Source organism: Actinomyces sp. oral taxon 170 str. F0386, from assembly GCF_000195595.1.
Lineage (GTDB): Bacteria > Actinomycetota > Actinomycetes > Actinomycetales > Actinomycetaceae > Actinomyces.
Genome location: NZ_GL882539.1, coordinates 109,631 through 123,867 on the forward strand (window position 1 = coordinate 109,631; position 14,237 = coordinate 123,867).

A 14,237-nucleotide genomic window follows, 5' to 3' on the forward strand; every position below is an offset into this window, starting at 1 on the left:
GCCGCACAACCGACGAATCAGTCAGAATATTTCGTGAATATTTGTGTAAAAATATGACGTTAACTGCTTTATTCTGCCGAATTTAGAGCCATATCATCACCGTATGAATATGCCGAAGCAGCCTGTCACCCGGCGCAACGCCATCATTCTCTCCTCCCTCCCGATCCTCGCACTGACCGCCTGCTCGGGACAGCACGCCACCTCCGAACCCACCCCGCAGCCAACGACGGCCCCACCCAGCCAGGCACCCAGCACCCCTCCCTCCACACCTCCCACCCCGACTCCGACGCAGGCCCCCACCCCTTCCTCAACGACCAGTACCGCAGCAGTCGGCCCGTCAATGACGTCGACGAGTGCCACTGACGGCAGCACACCCCCGGGGCCCGCATCCGCAACAGGGGTACCCATGAACACTCAGGGACGAGACCTGACCCTCGGAGACTTTTTCAATCCCTCGGAGTCTCTCAAGGAAGACCTCTACAACGTTGCCACAACCAGCAAGACAAAAGGAATCGGGGCATATCTGAGAGATAGCGACGGGGTGCAAGCAGAGCTTCGCCTGGAGAACCGATTCACCAAGCTCACCTTCAAAGCCGGCCAGGCAAACGACTCAAAGTCCTCAGACCTCATTCTGCGGGTAGCCACCTACAAGGACGGCAAAAACGACCAGCTCATCGACGTCCTCTTCAACGAAATCAAACCAGTCGAGATTGACGTATCGAATGTCAACGCACTGAAGATCGACCTCATACCACTCGACCAGAACGGGAAAAAATTCTTCGGATCGAACTCCTTGACCGGCGTTATGTTCGACATGCGCCTAGAGTAAGCGTGGATACCCCATGAACCTCCTTACGCTCCTTCACAAAACCACGCATGCAGACACCTCTAAGAAAGAGCGAACCCCCCTTTCCAGGTCCGACAAGATTGGCTTAGCAACTGCAGTAATCGCACTGCCAGGCATGCTCGCAGCATCCCTGGCAGTCGCAAACCACTTCGGATTCCCTCCTTTTCCAAGTCCCGAAAATCAAACACAGCACATCGGCTCTACGACTATCGGCAGCAGAAATCCACAATCGCCTACCTCCTCATCGGACGCCGAAACTTCACCCACGAAGGAGCTTTCAGGCTGCTACGACGGTGATACTCCGACACCGTGCGGCTCGCCGCACTCGCGGGAGGTGTTCTCCAAACCTGCTGGCGTCTCTTGCGATGAGACCTCACTCATTTTGTACATGGGCGGAGTCGCCGGCGTCGATCTCCTCGGCTCCGGCATCGACGTCACATTCTTCAAGAACGCGGACGACCTGTGCGTCGTCGAGAGGACATCGGGAATGCCGAACGTGTCTCTCAAAGACATCTGGACGGTCGACAACGACCACAACGGCTACAAGGACGGCGGCAACTTCCGTCGGTGCTTCAACCGCCAGGGTCAGCCAACCTCCTGCGATACCGACCACGCCTCAGAGGAGTTCTTCGACGCACCGACCGACGTCGACTGCGGCAAGAAGTATGAGGAGTTCTCCGGGCGGCCGGTCGACCGCAGCATCCGGGTGAGCCAGTCGTCCAGCAGAGGCAATATCGTCTGCCGCGCGGAGGTGCAGGTGAGCACCGACAGGCTGACCGCATCGGTCCGCGACCTCGAGAACGCCTCCCTCCCCATCAAGCAGGGCTAGGCGTCTGCAGAGCCAGGATCTGGTCGCCCAGCGCGGGCCACGTCCTGCGGTGGACCGGCCCGAAGGGCTCGGCCCCCAGGAAGGCGGCCTGGCGCCCGGCGACCGGATCCACCCAGATGAAGGAGCCGGACTGACCGAAGTGCCCGAAGGTCCTCGGACTGTTGCCCTTCCCGGTCCAGTGCGGGGACTTGTTGCCACGCACCTCCACCCCCAGGCCGAAGGGGTTGGGGGCCTGGCGTCCATAACCGGGTAGGACGCCGTCGAGGCCGGGCAGGACCGGCGTGCGGGCCCGCTCCGCGAGCGCCGACGAGACGAGCCTCGGGGCTGCCAGCTCGCGGGCGAACAGGGACAGGTCACGGGCGCTGCCCTCTCCGGAGTGGGCGGGCGAGCCGGGGATGAGGACGCTGGCCATTCCCAGGGGCTCGAGCACCGTGGTCTCCACCCAGGTCTCCAGGGGTGTGCCGGTGGCCTCCTCAAGCCGCTCCCCCAGGATCTCGATGCCGCGATTGGAATAGATGCGGCGCGTGCCCGGAGCGGCCAGCCGCTCGTCGGAGTCGACCGCGATCCCAGAGGAGTGGGACAACAGGTGGGCGATGGTCGCACCGTCGGGAGCGGGCGGGCCCGCGGGGGCCTCCAGGTCCAGCAGCCCCCGGTCGACGGCGACCAGGGCGGACCAGGCGACGATCGGCTTGGTGACCGAGGCGAGGGGGAAGATCTCGTCGACGTCGCCGGCCTCGTGGAGCACGCCGATATCGGTCACCGGCGAGCCGGTGACCGTCCCGGTGACCACGAGCGCGGTTGGGAAGGGGAAGTCGGCCAGCGCTGGCAGGACAGAGGCATCCGTCTGAGAGGTGTCCGGGGTCGTCATCGCTCCTCCTGGCCAGGATCGTGTCTCGACGCGGGAGGCCGTGCTCCCTCGGGACCGTACCTTACGCCGGGGCCGGGCCATCGGGGCCGGCCGTCAGGCGTCAGGCACGGTCGCGGGCGCAGACCGCCCAGGATCGGGCCGGCCCGACGGCGCACGGTGCGTCATGATCCTGCGATTCACCTCCGCTCGCGAGAGGATCGGGGCGATGCCCTTCTACCACCGCCCGCCCGCCGACCGCGGCCCGCTGCGCCCCCGCTCCCCCATGGTTCCCAGCCAGGCGACGGCGCCGCCCACACCCGCCGAGATGGCCGAGGCCGTCGGTGTCGGCTACGCCGTCGTCGACCTGGAGACCACGGGCCTGTCCCCCACGACGGACTCGATCCTGGAGGTCGCGCTCGTGCTCACCGACGCCGCCGGGCGGGTCGAGCGCAGCTGGTCCACACTCATCGATCCCGGCGCGGGCGTGGACGTCGGCCCCACCCGCATTCACGGACTCGTCGCCGAGGAGCTCAGCGGGGCGCCCGGGCTCGACGACGTCGCCGACCTGCTGGTGGCCGACCTGGCCGGGCGGGCGGTGGTGGCCCACAACGCCCGCTTCGACGTCGGCTTCCTGACCCAGGCACTGGGGGCACGGGGGCTGCTGGACCGCGGCGCGCGAGTGCCGCGGGTGTGCACGATGGAGTGGGCGCGCCACTTCATGACGACGCCGTCACGCCGGCTGACCACGTGCTGCGAGGTGGCCGGGGTGGAGATCGGCCGCCACCACAACGCGCTCGACGACGCCCTGGCCGCCGCAGGCCTGCTGCGCCACTACCTGGAGGTGGGGAGGCAGCGCGGCGAGGAACCGGTGGCCTGGGCCGGAGCGCTGCTCGATGCCCACCGCTTCAGCGGCTGGCACTGGGACGCGGCGAGGGCGCAGGCCGGCGTCGAGCTCCTCACGGCGCGCACCACGCCCGGTGCCGAGCGGGCCCGCCCCGGGTCTCAGGCCTCCTGAGCATCCTCACCCAGGGAGACGAGGAAGCCGTCGTCGTCCACGGCCACCCCGGAGACAGCGGTGACCAGGACGGTGGCGAGCTCCTCGACCAGGTCCCGGGCCGTCTGACGCTCGCGGCGCCGGGATCGGGAGACCACCTCGGCGTAGGCGTCGGCCTGGTCCTGGGGGATCCAACGCAGGTCGTATGACAGGACCGCCCCGCGCGCCCACGGCTCGCCGCGCACGGCCAGCGGCAGCCCGTCCGTGGCGCCGGCGCGCACCTCGATACGGCCCCAGCCCTCGTGCTCGGGGTCGACCGGTGACACCACCGCGTAGCCGTCGCGCAGCTCCTCGATGACGTTGCCGGTGGCGGCGGCGACGATCTCCTGACGCATCGTGTCCTGGCGGATCTTCTCCGAGCCGCGCCAGGCCTTCTCGAAGACCTCCGGACCGATGCGCTCCACAAGGCTCTCCAGCTGCTCGGGGTCGATGGCATCCAGTCCGACGGCGCCCCGGGGCTGAACGGCCTCCAGCGCCGCGGTCGCCTCAGGGGCCACGGGCCGCAGGACGGCCACCAGGTCCTCCGGACCGAGCCACACCGGGGCGTAGACCGTCAGGGAGGCGGAGACCTCGGGGCTGGGCTCGACCAGGACCGGGTCCTCCTTGTCCCCGCCGGGGATGAGGCGCAGAGCGCCGGCCAGACGCCGGGCGATGGCGCGCAGGCGGGTGAGGGCCACCAGCTCGGCTCCCGTGGGCTGAGCCTTGGGGAAGGCGTCGGAGAGCGGATCCAGGCCGGCGAGCTCGGCCGGCAAGGCACCGGCTCGAATGCGGGGACAGTCCAGGATCATCAGCTGCGTGGTCCACTCCGGCGCACCCAGGAGGCGGCGCATCTCGGCATCGACCTTCCAGGGCCCCAGCAGGGAGACCCCAGGGAAGAGCTGGAGGCTGGAGACGCCCACCCAGCCGGCCTGGATGTCCTGGGACAGGGCGAGGGCCTCGACCTCGTCGGGGGCGACGTCGTCGGCCAGGAGCAGGACGTGGTTGGTGTCCAGCAGCCCGACCGGCAGCATCGAGGAGGCCGTGAAGGTGCCGGTGTCGGTGGGCAGGGAGACGGCGAAGTCGGTCGAGTCGCTCATGCGTGCTTCTCCTGGAAGACGGGACCGGCGCCGTCGGCGGGGGCCGCCGGGGCGTCGGGGATACGGGTGCGGTGGAAGGACTGGTGGGAGCGGGAGGCGGTCGGTCCGCGCTGTCCCTGGTAGCGCGAGCCGGTGGCGCCCGAGCCGTAGGGCGCCTGGGCGGGGCTGGACAGGCGGAAGAAGCACAGCTGCCCCACCTTCATCCCCGGCCAGAGCTTGATGGGCATGGTGGCCGTGTTGGACAGCTCCAGGGTGACGTGCCCGGTGAAGCCGGGGTCGATGAAGCCGGCGGTGGAGTGGGTGAGCAGGCCCAGACGCCCCAGGCTGGACTTGCCCTCCAGACGGGCGGCGACGTCGTCGGGCAGGGTGATGCGCTCGTAGGTGGCGCCCAGGACGAATTCGCCGGGGTGCAGGACGAAGGGCTCGTCGCCGCCGACGTCGACCAGGTGGGTCAGCCCCTCCTGGTCGGCGGCCGGGTCGATGACCGGGTAGCGGTGGTTGTCGAAGAGACGGAACCAGCGGTCCAGGCGCACGTCGATGGAGGCCGGCTGGATCATCTCGGGGTCGTAGGGGTCGAGGACGACCCGTCCGGCGTCGAGCTCGGTGCGGATATCGCGGTCTGAGAGCAGCACGGGCTCGATTGTGCCAGGTCCGCACAGCGATTGGACATCGGCGGAGAGTCACACGACCCGGGACGCCGAGGTCCTCAACAGCGGCGCGGCCCGAGGCCGGTCCGGCGACCTCTCCGACGGTGATCAGTTACTCAGCGGCATGCCGTCTGCGTCGATGCCCCATGGCGGCTCGCCCGGATGAGCCGTCAGAAGGAGAATTCCCTCGATGATGCTCCAGATGGCGATCGGGATGATGAGGAAACCGCAGCTGAATAACGTGCCCAGGAGCTGGAAGAGGCCCTTGCCCGTGTAACCGAGGTAGAAGTTGTGGATCCCTAGGGTTCCGAGGAACAGAGCCAGGATGCCGGCAGCCACCTTCGACTTGCCCCGGTACGCCGGCGGGCCGTAACCGGGGTAGGGCCCGTATCCGGGCGGCGCGCCGTATCCGGGACCGTACCCCGGTGGTGGAGCGTAGCCGCCCTGCGGGCCATACCCCGGCTGCGGGCCGAAACCGGGCTGCCCGGCGTTGGGCGGGCACTCACCGCCGGGGTACTCCCCCGCGGAGGAGCCCGAGGGCAGCACCGGCACATCCGAATGGAGACCCGTGGCGGGATCGTAGGGATTGGTCGGATAGGTCATGTACTCACCACATGCGTCGAAGTGTCCGAACGATCTCTGCGAGTGTAACGGGAGGAGGGCACCGCCGACACGGCCTGTACGTCGGGACCCGGTACGGAACCAGAACCGGGACGGCGAGCGGGTCTGAGCCCGATTTGCGCAGACGGCCGGAGTCTGGGTTAGACTTCCGCACGCACCTGGGACGCACGTCCACCGGTGCCACGCGGGTGTAGTTCAATGGTAGAACTTCAGCTTCCCAAGCTGACAGCGCGGGTTCGATTCCCGTCACCCGCTCCATCTGCACGTCACTCTGGACACAAAGACTCCTGGCCTGGCCGGGAGGTGTCCGGGGTGGCGTTCTTGCTGTTCCAGGGCGGTCGTGGTGGAGATGACATCCGTGCGGGCTCCTCGGGACGAGGGATTGATTGAGCACCGCTCATCGTCATGACGGGGCCCGCCCCCATCCCAGCGACACGCCATCCCTGTCAAACCGGCCCAGGCACCCTCACCCACCAATTCGCCGATCCCTGGACGGCTTAGCGACCCATCTCTATACTTTTTGTGTGGCAGATCACGAATATTCCGTATGTGTGGAGTGGACAGGCAACCTGGGTACGGGTACGTCCGGATACCGCACCTACTCGCGCAACCATGATGTCCGGGGAACCACCGCCGACCTGTCGGTGATCCACGGATCGGCAGATCCTGCGTTCCGAGGGGACGCTGACAGGTGGAACCCGGAACAGCTTCTGCTCGCCTCACTCTCGCAGTGCCACATGCTGTGGTACCTCCACCTCGCAGCAGACGCGGGCGTCACCGTCACCGCCTACTCAGACACCCCTACCGGCATCATGGTCGAGCATCCAGGCGGAACTGGGGAATTCACTTCAGCAACCCTTCGCCCCACAGTGACCATTGCTCCCGGCAATGATCCTGAGCGTGCAGCCGCACTGCACGACCGAGCCGCCGAGCACTGCTTCATTGCCCGATCAGTGAACTTCCCAGTCCACCACGAAGCCGTCATCACGACTGAGCAATAGGAGGCGAGAAGGCACGGACGGTGGCATGAAGGATGTCTCGGTGAGGTCCCTCGCTCCTCCGCCCTTTACCTGTCCCCTCAGGGCGGCCCCGACGTTATCCGCCGGCGCCGCCCCGCGGCATCAGGACTCAGGACAGGATGGCCTGCAGGTTCACCTGGGCGCTGCCCAGGATGCCGGCGGGGTCGCCCCCGGCCAGCCCCGGCAGCTCGTTGTCGAAGGTGGCGATGACGTCGGACACCCCGGCCGCTGAGGGAACCGCCTGGGAGTACTCGACCCCGGCCAGGAAGGCCGCCTGGTCGGCGTGCTTGCCCTTCCAGGTCTCACCGGCCGGCTTACCGGCGGGGACCGTGCTCGCCGCGGTGGCCAGGGCCACCTGCCGCTCGGCGGCGGTGAGGTACTCCACGAGCTTGATGGCGTCATCCTTGTGCTTGGAGGCCTCGACCACGCCATAGAAGGTGGGGAACTGCAGGGTCCCCTTGCCTCCGCTGCCGGCCGGCAGCTCGACCACCGTGTAGGAGACGCCCGAGTAGACATCCGCCAGGGTCTTCACGAGGGCCTCGGACTCCACCACCATGGCGGCCTGTCCCTCGCCGAAGGCGTCCGCGGCCGACCCGGCAGACAGGTCCGCGCCCCAGCCGGCCGAGCCGGCGGACAGGAGGTTCTTGACCTGGGTCAGTCCCGCCACCGATCCCTCGGAGGAGGCCGTCGCCTGCGTGCCGTCGGCGCTGGTCAGCCCCCCACCGCCTTGAATCATGAAGGCGCCTGCGCGCGCGTAGGAGGCGTCCAGGGCCAGGCCGACGACGCCGTCGGACGTGAGCGTGGCGGCCACCTGCCCGAGCTGTTCCCAGGTGGTCGGGTAGTCGGACTCGCTCAGGCCCGCCGCCTGCCACAACGAGGTGTTGATGAACAGGGCGAGGGTGGAGACGTCCTTGGGCGCCGCGCTGATCCTCCCCTGCCGAGTGGCGCTCGTCAGCAGGGCGGGGTGGGCGTCCTTGACGGCGGGCGAGCCCTTGTCCCAGACGTGCAGGGAGCCGGCGTAGCTGGACAGCTGTGCCGGGTTCAGGACGACGACGTCGACACTCGGGCTGGCCGTGATCCCACGGGCCAGCTCCTGGGAGACGTCGGAGACGGTCTTGACGTCCACCTCCACCTTGGTCTCCTTGGTGAAGGCCTCCACCGCCTTGGTCAGCTCCTCCGAGGCGGCCTCACCCGCGTCGGAGACGATGAGCGCCATCTTGCCCTCCTCGGTGGCCCCGTCCTGGGACGTCGACGAGCAGGCGGCGAGTGTGGCCGAGACGGCCAGTCCCAGAGTGGTCAGGCCGAAGGCCCGGCGGGTCAGCATCATGTGTTCTCCTTGAGGGAATCCCGGGGCGTCCGGGAGCGGGATGAGCCCCGACGACCGGCTGCGCACACGGGCGCGCAGTGACCGGCGTCGGGCGGGGACGGCGGGCGGGCCTGCGAGGCTCGACGTCGCCAGGACGAAGAGTAGGCCATCTTGGCCGCCGAGGCCGACCGCGGGGGACCGCCCCAGGCCTCACAGGAGGTCGCGCAGGGTCATCACGACGACGCCGGTGGCCGCCGCGTCCACGAGGAACCAGCTGGCCAGCCACACGCCAGCGGGCACCCGGGTCAGCTGCGCCAGCGTGCGGTGGTCCTGCTGCGGGTCACGTGAGACGGCGACGTCGCGCAGGGAGTCCCAGGCCCCGACGATGAGGGCCAGCCCGATTCCGGCGACGACGCCGTCGCGCCACTGTCCGCCCCACCACCACAGGGCCCCGGTCAGGACGGCCACGAGCAGCACGAGGAGAACCGTGCGCACCGAGCGGGACATGACCAGCAGAACCGCCAGGAGGACCAGCCCAAGCAGGAGGACCGCGCTCGCCCAGCCGTTGAGCGCCAGGAGAACGACGACGGCGCCCAGGACCGCGGGAGCCGGGTAGCCGGCCCAGGAGGTGGCCACGCGGCCGGGGCCGGTGGGCTTGCCTGCGGTGACGGCGTGCCCGGACAGGTCCCGGCTGACGACGAAGCCGAGGAAGCGCCGGCCCACCATGAGGCCGACGGCGGCATGCCCGGCCTCGTGGACGATCGTCACCAGGGTGCGGCCCCAGCGACGGGCGGGGCCCCAGGCCAGGACGATGATGAGGATCACCAGCGCCGGCCACAGCACGCCGGGGTCCAGGCCGACGACGCCGGAGGCGCGCGCCAGCAGGTCGTTCCAGGTCTCAGTCCAGCTCAGGTTCACGGACGGAAGTCTGCCAGGCCCACCTGTGCGCGCGGCAGCCCTCGGCGCACGCTGTCAGCCGACCGCGCTGTGACGAAGCGAACCGGAGCCGTCGGGTCCCTCGACCGGCTCGGTGGCATGGGGGCGCGCAATGGTCGGGACGGCGTGAGCCGGCTGGCGGGCCCCCACCGCCCGCAGGACGAAGGCGTCCAGGGAGTCCAGGTAGGCCCGGCGCCGCTCCGGGTCGGTGGGCGTGGGGCGCCCGCCCATGACGGTGGCGTGAATGAGGGGAATGACCTGCTCGGGATCCTGAGCGGGGATGAGCCCCCGGTCCATGGCGTCGGTGAGGATCGTGGAGAGCATCTGGGCCAGGAGCGCGCCGTGGGCCCGCAGGCGGCCGGCGGTCCCCTGTGAGACGGAGCTGGCCAGAGGTTCCGAGGTCGGGAAGTGGAAGTGGCGGGCGATGAGGGCCTGCTGACGCACATAGATGCGCAGGCGGTCGATCGGGTCCTGGGTCCCGGCCAGCGCCCGGGAGAGCTCCTCGGCGTAGCGGCCGGCCTCGTGCTCCATGAAGGCCAGGAGGAGGTCCTCCTTGTCAGTGAAGTGGTTGTAGACGGCCGTGCGCCCCACACCTGCGTGGTTGGCGACGTCGGACAGGGTGATCTTGTCGAAGCTGCGCCGGCTCATGAGCTCTGAGAGCGCTTCGAACAGGGCCGTGCGCGTGCGCTCGCGGTGCTCGGCCAGTGAGGAACCCAGGATCTTCGGCATGAGGCAACCCTAACTTACGAGATGACGCGAATGATAGAAGTGTCAGGAAACCAGTTGGGAGATCACGAGCAGCCCGCGGACGCCGGTCGAGCGCTCGGCAGCATCGGTGCCCATCAGACCCCGTCAGCGTCCCAGTGCGGCCACGAGCGCGTCGATGATCGGCAGGTCGGCCGGCAGCCACGGCAGCCGGCGCAGCTGATCGGGCGGGTCGAGACTCACCCACTCCAGTCTCTGGTGGTCGGAGCCGGCTCTCCCCCGGTCCCCGGGCCGGGCCGGCTCGGCCAGCCACACCCGCATCCTGTAGCCGTGTATGACCGGCCAGGCCGGGGCGTCGTCGCCGGGGCCACCGCCCAGTGGGGCGGGAACCGCCAGACCGGCCGGAGGGAGGAGCTCGGACCCCAGTCGTGCTCTCAGGCCGATCTCCTCGTCCAGCTCGCGGGCCAGGGCCTGCACGGGCCGCTCCGCTGGCTCGACCTTGCCGCCGGGCAGCTCGAACTGTCCCGCGTGCTCGGGCGGGTAGGAGCGGGCCGCGCACAGCAGCGTCGTCGGACGCTCCAGGCGGTCCAGGACCGCGGCCGCCACCACGAGCCGGGAGGGGCGCTGAGCGCTGGGACCGCTCACCAGGGCCTTCCCCCACCGCCGCTGCCGCCGGGCTTCTCGCTGGACTCCTCGCCGCCGTTGTTGCGATCACGCAGGCGCTTGGCCCGGTCGTCGGCCGGGGTGGGGCTCGGCTTGGTGCTCGGTGAGCTGGAGGCGGTCTCGCCCGGGGAGCTTGAGGCCGACGACGAGGGATCCGAGCTAGGGGTTGCGCTGGGGTCCGAGCTCGGCGTGGCCGACGGGTCGGAGCTGGGAGTCGAGCTCGGGTCGCCGCTGGGGCTGGACGACGTCTCCGAGCTGGGCGTTGAGCTGGGGTCCGAGCTCGGCGTGGCCGAGGGGGGCGGGCTCGTCGGGGGGTCCTGCTCGGGTGGCGGCGGCACCGCGCAGGTGTCAGCGGCCTTCTTGGCGGCCTCGATGTGCTCGGCCACCGACGTCGAGTTACCGCCCTGATCAGCCTGGGAGGCCAGCATGAGGTGGGCGACGTACAGGTTGGTGCGCACCTTGCACTCCGGGGAGTCGGCCTGCTTCGCCTTGGTCTGGGGATCGGTCTTGGCCTTCGGAACCCTGGTGAGCGCCGTGTTGAGGGTGGTGACCGCGGAGGTCGGATCCTTCGCGGCGAGCTGACCGGTGCCCAGGTTGAAGTAGACGCGCCACTGCTCCAGCCAGGGATTGATCCTGGCCACCATGCGGTAGCGGGACAACGCCGTGTCGTAGTGGCCGGCGGCCGCCGCACGGTTGCCGGCCAGGGAGATGAGGAAGATCGACCCGAGCCACAGGGAGATGATCGCGGCCAGCGCAGCGGGTACCCCGCCGATCCTGAGGAGCCGACGGCGTCGGCTCAGACGTGCCTCGCGCCGTCGGGGGTCCTCCGGCCCGGAGCCGTCCTGGGTCGCGCTCGTGTCCGGTTCCTGCAGGTAGTCGAAGGCCTGGGTATCCGAGGTCTCGGCCGCCTCGCCGCCGCCGAGGGGGAAGCCCTCTGAAGGGGTGTGTCCTGTCGTCATCATCGTCCCCTTCCCATGAGAAGACGGAGGCGACGGTCGGTCCGCATGAGGTCGATGATCTCCCACAGCAGCAGGCCGAAGGCGATGATCCCCAGCGGCCAGGTCAGGTAGACCCGGGCGTTGGTCTTGGTCCGTCCGTCGGAGGTGACGGCCTCGATGTCCAGGTTGGTGAACTTGCTCGTCGGGTCGTCGCCCGATCCGCCGGTGCGGTGGTAGTAGGGCAGCCCCATGGCCGTGGCCACGTTCTGGAGCTCATCGGCGTCGATCTTGGACACACCGGGCTGCCCGCCCTGCCCGTCGGCGATGTAGTCGGACTGGGTGTGCTCGCCGGTGGCGTTCGAGCCGTCGTAGCTGCGCATCTTTCCGCCCTCTTCGGTTCCGTAGCCCAGCACGGCGCCCCCATCGACCAGCCCGGCCAGCGACTGCCAGGAGATGCCGGCGTTGTCCGCGGCCTGAGCGCCACGGCCGTCATCGGTGGCCTCGCCGTCGGAGAAGATGTAGACGAGGCGGATGTCCTTGGGCTCGGACTGCCGGGACTGCGCCAGGGTCTGGCCCAGAAGTGGCAGCGCCACCTCCAGCGAGGAGCCGGTGGCATGGGCCGATACCTCCTGCTTGAGCGAGCCGATCCAGGAGTCGACGGCATTGGTGTCGTGGGTCAGCGGCAGCTCGGTGGCCGCGGCGCTGTCCAGGGCGATGATGGAGAACCGGGAGTCCGGGAAGGCCTCGCGGACGGCCCGCATGTCGGCGCGCACACCGTCGAGCCTGGTGGAGGCCGGCTGGTCGACGCCTTCGGGCCCCTGGCCCTGGTAGTCCTCCGCGGCCATGGAACCGGTGCGGTCCACCACCATGTAGATCTCTACGTTGGAGACGCTGATGGCCTCGCTGCCGCGGATCGCCGGCCCCGCCATCGCCAGCACGACGACGACGACAATGGCCAGACGCCGCCACCAGGCCCGGCGGGCGTCCGGTTCAGCGGCGTCCTTGTCCAGGCGACGGCGGGAGACGACGAGCAGGGCCACCAGCGCGGCCGCCACCAGGAGGACGAGGATCCACCAGGTGACCGGGATGAGCGCGAGGTCTCCGATGATGGGAACTGGTCTCATGCTCGCCTCCAGGTGGTCAGTCCCAGATAGCCCAGAAGCACGAGCGAGAGGGTGATGACGAGCGTCTGGGGGACGTCGGAGCGACGGGTCTGCTTGCGGCCTCCGAGCGTGTTGACCTCAGTCTTCTCCAACTCCTTGACGATATTGCCGCCGGTGCCCGAGTCCTCGACGTCGTAGAAGCGGCCCTTGCCCTTCCCTTCGGTGACGGTCTTGAGCTCCTCGCGGGAGTCCTCGGGGCTCTGGTCGAGCTCGTACTTGGAGGACTGATCGTCGTCGGCACCGTAGATAGAGAACAGGCGGATCTTGCGCTCTGCCAGGAGGTCGACGGCGTCGGGGAGGGTGTAGATCTGCTCCTTCTTCGGGTCGATGACCTGATTGTCGGTGGCGAGGATGATGGAGCGGGAGCGCTCCAGCCCCTGGTTGTCGAAGGCCTGGGCGCAGGAGGCGAGCCCGTCGCCCGCCAGGGAGGAGCCGTCGAGACTCGTGTTCTGGGTCCCGCTGAAGGCCTCGAGGTACCGGAGCTGCTGCTTGTAGGTCGGGTTCTGCGGGTCGATGTCCAGGACGTCGCCGAGATCGTCCATCTGCTGGCGCAGCAGGTCGTAGTCGTCCGTGAGCGGGACGATGGTCTGGGCCGCGGAGTTCCAGGCCACCAGTCCCACGCGCTCGCCGTCGAAGTCCTCCAGGATGTCGGCGAAGGTGGTCAGGACGGAGGAGTCGATCTTCACCATCGACGTCGACACGTCCAGGCACAGGACGATATCCCGGTTGGCCAGGGCGTCGGAGCGCTCGGTGACGCGCACGGGGCGGCCGGCGATGGCGGAGGCGCTGAGCAGGCACACGGCCAGCAGCACTGCCAGGAGCGCGTGCAGCCGGCGCTGAGCCCGGATGCGGGAGTGCACCGCGGGGAGCTGGAACAGGCTCGCCGAGTTGGCCAGACGCCGCGGAAGGTCCAAGTACTGCTGGGACTCCAGGCGTCTCCAGGGCAGCACCAGACGCTTGCGGGGCGCGGAGTCGGGTCGCCTGCTGGAGCGGCGGTCGATGACGAGGACCGAGACGACCGCCGCCACGGCAAGAGTGACAAGGATGCCGAACAGCCAGGGCATCACCATTGGGTGACCACCTCCCGAGCGTGGTTCAGGGCCTCGACCGCGGCGGACTCCGGCTCACGGTCGAAGGAGGGCTGCTCCCACACGGCGAGCAGCTCGCCGACGTGTCCCAGCGGGTTGGTGTCCAGGGGGCGCCCCGCCTCGCGCACGCTGCGCCGCCGCTCCTGAACCGAGTGCGGGCCGGCGGTGTCGGCCATATCGAGGATCTCCGAGACCGTGGCGGTGGTGATCTCCTCACCACTGCGGGCCTCGGCGAAGCCGCGCAGCAGCGCAGCCAGCTCCAGGTGCAGGTCGCGCAGGTCCAGCTCGCCGCTGTCCCAGCGCTGAGCGATCTCGGAGAGGCGCTCGCCCCACTGACGGCGCTCACGAGGCGCCATCGGGATGTCGCCCACCTCGAGGGAGGTGTCTCTGCGGGTCACCAGGAAGGTGCGCAGCAGCCACGCGCTCACCAGGAGGATCCCGATGATCATGACGATGATCATCCATATCGGCATGAGGACCGGGGGCATGATCTCCACG

Annotated in this window: 17 protein-coding genes and 1 tRNA gene; 5 read left to right on the forward strand and 13 right to left on the reverse strand. The window is 69.1% G+C overall.

Annotated elements, in window-relative coordinates:
* Positions 1–96: 96 nt before the first annotated feature.
* On the reverse strand, positions 97–360 hold the full coding sequence (locus tag HMPREF9056_RS14680; RefSeq protein WP_253269967.1) for a hypothetical protein: 264 nt from the start codon (positions 358–360) through the stop codon (positions 97–99).
* Between the two features lie 46 nt (positions 361–406).
* Between HMPREF9056_RS14680 and HMPREF9056_RS14685 the strand changes: the two genes are divergently transcribed.
* Both HMPREF9056_RS14685 and HMPREF9056_RS14690 read left to right on the forward strand, forming a co-directional pair.
* The gene (locus HMPREF9056_RS14685) at positions 407–829 is read left to right on the forward strand and encodes a hypothetical protein (RefSeq protein WP_009746753.1); all 423 of its coding nucleotides are present in this window, start codon (positions 407–409) and stop codon (positions 827–829) included.
* Positions 830–842: 13 nt separating this feature from the next.
* On the forward strand, positions 843–1,676 hold the full coding sequence (locus HMPREF9056_RS14690; RefSeq protein WP_253269968.1) for a hypothetical protein: 834 nt from the start codon (positions 843–845) through the stop codon (positions 1,674–1,676).
* On the opposite strand, the gene HMPREF9056_RS07100 is transcribed toward HMPREF9056_RS14690, so the two are convergent.
* On the reverse strand, positions 1,663–2,544 hold the full coding sequence (locus tag HMPREF9056_RS07100; protein WP_009746755.1) for a serine hydrolase: 882 nt from the start codon (positions 2,542–2,544) through the stop codon (positions 1,663–1,665). The genes HMPREF9056_RS14690 and HMPREF9056_RS07100 overlap by 14 nt on opposite strands.
* A gap of 205 nt (positions 2,545–2,749) precedes the next feature.
* Between HMPREF9056_RS07100 and HMPREF9056_RS07105 the strand changes: the two genes are divergently transcribed.
* Positions 2,750–3,538: a 3'-5' exonuclease gene (locus HMPREF9056_RS07105; protein ID WP_034514211.1), complete on the forward strand. Its 789-nt coding sequence runs from the start codon at positions 2,750–2,752 to the stop codon at positions 3,536–3,538.
* Here HMPREF9056_RS07105 and HMPREF9056_RS07110 read toward each other — a convergent pair.
* The 3 genes from HMPREF9056_RS07110 to HMPREF9056_RS14695 form a co-directional block, all read right to left on the reverse strand.
* Positions 3,526–4,653, reverse strand: coding sequence for a hypothetical protein (locus tag HMPREF9056_RS07110; protein ID WP_009746757.1), 1,128 nt, complete (start codon positions 4,651–4,653; stop codon positions 3,526–3,528). The genes HMPREF9056_RS07105 and HMPREF9056_RS07110 overlap by 13 nt on opposite strands.
* Positions 4,650–5,285, reverse strand: coding sequence for a dCTP deaminase (gene dcd, locus HMPREF9056_RS07115; protein ID WP_009746758.1), 636 nt, complete (start codon positions 5,283–5,285; stop codon positions 4,650–4,652). The genes HMPREF9056_RS07110 and dcd overlap by 4 nt, the downstream gene beginning before the upstream one ends.
* A 123-nt stretch (positions 5,286–5,408) precedes the next feature.
* Entirely contained in the window at positions 5,409–5,903 is a 495-nt protein-coding gene (locus HMPREF9056_RS14695; protein WP_253269969.1) for a TM2 domain-containing protein, read from the reverse strand.
* Between the two features lie 202 nt (positions 5,904–6,105).
* Between HMPREF9056_RS14695 and HMPREF9056_RS07125 the strand changes: the two genes are divergently transcribed.
* Both HMPREF9056_RS07125 and HMPREF9056_RS07130 read left to right on the forward strand, forming a co-directional pair.
* A tRNA-Gly gene (locus tag HMPREF9056_RS07125) sits at positions 6,106–6,179 on the forward strand.
* Positions 6,180–6,445: 266 nt separating this feature from the next.
* Positions 6,446–6,922 carry an OsmC family protein gene (locus HMPREF9056_RS07130; RefSeq protein ID WP_034514175.1) on the forward strand — a complete coding sequence of 159 codons (477 nt, stop codon included), beginning with the start codon at positions 6,446–6,448 and terminating at the stop codon, positions 6,920–6,922.
* Between the two features lie 127 nt (positions 6,923–7,049).
* On the opposite strand, the gene HMPREF9056_RS07135 is transcribed toward HMPREF9056_RS07130, so the two are convergent.
* The 8 genes from HMPREF9056_RS07135 to HMPREF9056_RS07170 all read right to left on the reverse strand — a co-directional run bounded on the left by HMPREF9056_RS07135 (position 7,050) and on the right by HMPREF9056_RS07170 (position 14,236).
* The gene (locus HMPREF9056_RS07135; RefSeq protein WP_009746763.1) at positions 7,050–8,267 is read right to left on the reverse strand and encodes an extracellular solute-binding protein; all 1,218 of its coding nucleotides are present in this window, start codon (positions 8,265–8,267) and stop codon (positions 7,050–7,052) included.
* Between the two features lie 189 nt (positions 8,268–8,456).
* Positions 8,457–9,164: a M50 family metallopeptidase gene (locus HMPREF9056_RS07140; protein WP_009746765.1), complete on the reverse strand. Its 708-nt coding sequence runs from the start codon at positions 9,162–9,164 to the stop codon at positions 8,457–8,459.
* Positions 9,165–9,218: 54 nt separating this feature from the next.
* Complete coding sequence (locus HMPREF9056_RS07145) at positions 9,219–9,911, reverse strand: TetR/AcrR family transcriptional regulator (protein WP_009746766.1); 693 nt, start codon at positions 9,909–9,911, stop codon at positions 9,219–9,221.
* A 123-nt stretch (positions 9,912–10,034) separates the two neighbouring features.
* Positions 10,035–10,532 carry an NUDIX domain-containing protein gene (locus HMPREF9056_RS07150; RefSeq protein ID WP_009746767.1) on the reverse strand — a complete coding sequence of 166 codons (498 nt, stop codon included), beginning with the start codon at positions 10,530–10,532 and terminating at the stop codon, positions 10,035–10,037.
* Entirely contained in the window at positions 10,529–11,512 is a 984-nt protein-coding gene (locus tag HMPREF9056_RS07155; RefSeq protein ID WP_009746768.1) for a hypothetical protein, read from the reverse strand. Before HMPREF9056_RS07155 ends, HMPREF9056_RS07150 begins: the two co-directional genes overlap by 4 nt.
* Positions 11,509–12,612: a VWA domain-containing protein gene (locus HMPREF9056_RS07160; RefSeq protein ID WP_009746769.1), complete on the reverse strand. Its 1,104-nt coding sequence runs from the start codon at positions 12,610–12,612 to the stop codon at positions 11,509–11,511. The genes HMPREF9056_RS07155 and HMPREF9056_RS07160 overlap by 4 nt, the downstream gene beginning before the upstream one ends.
* Entirely contained in the window at positions 12,609–13,715 is a 1,107-nt protein-coding gene (locus HMPREF9056_RS07165; protein ID WP_253269970.1) for a VWA domain-containing protein, read from the reverse strand. The genes HMPREF9056_RS07160 and HMPREF9056_RS07165 overlap by 4 nt, the downstream gene beginning before the upstream one ends.
* Positions 13,715–14,236: a hypothetical protein gene (locus HMPREF9056_RS07170; protein WP_009746771.1), complete on the reverse strand. Its 522-nt coding sequence runs from the start codon at positions 14,234–14,236 to the stop codon at positions 13,715–13,717. The genes HMPREF9056_RS07165 and HMPREF9056_RS07170 overlap by 1 nt, the downstream gene beginning before the upstream one ends.
* Position 14,237 lies beyond the last annotated feature (1 nt).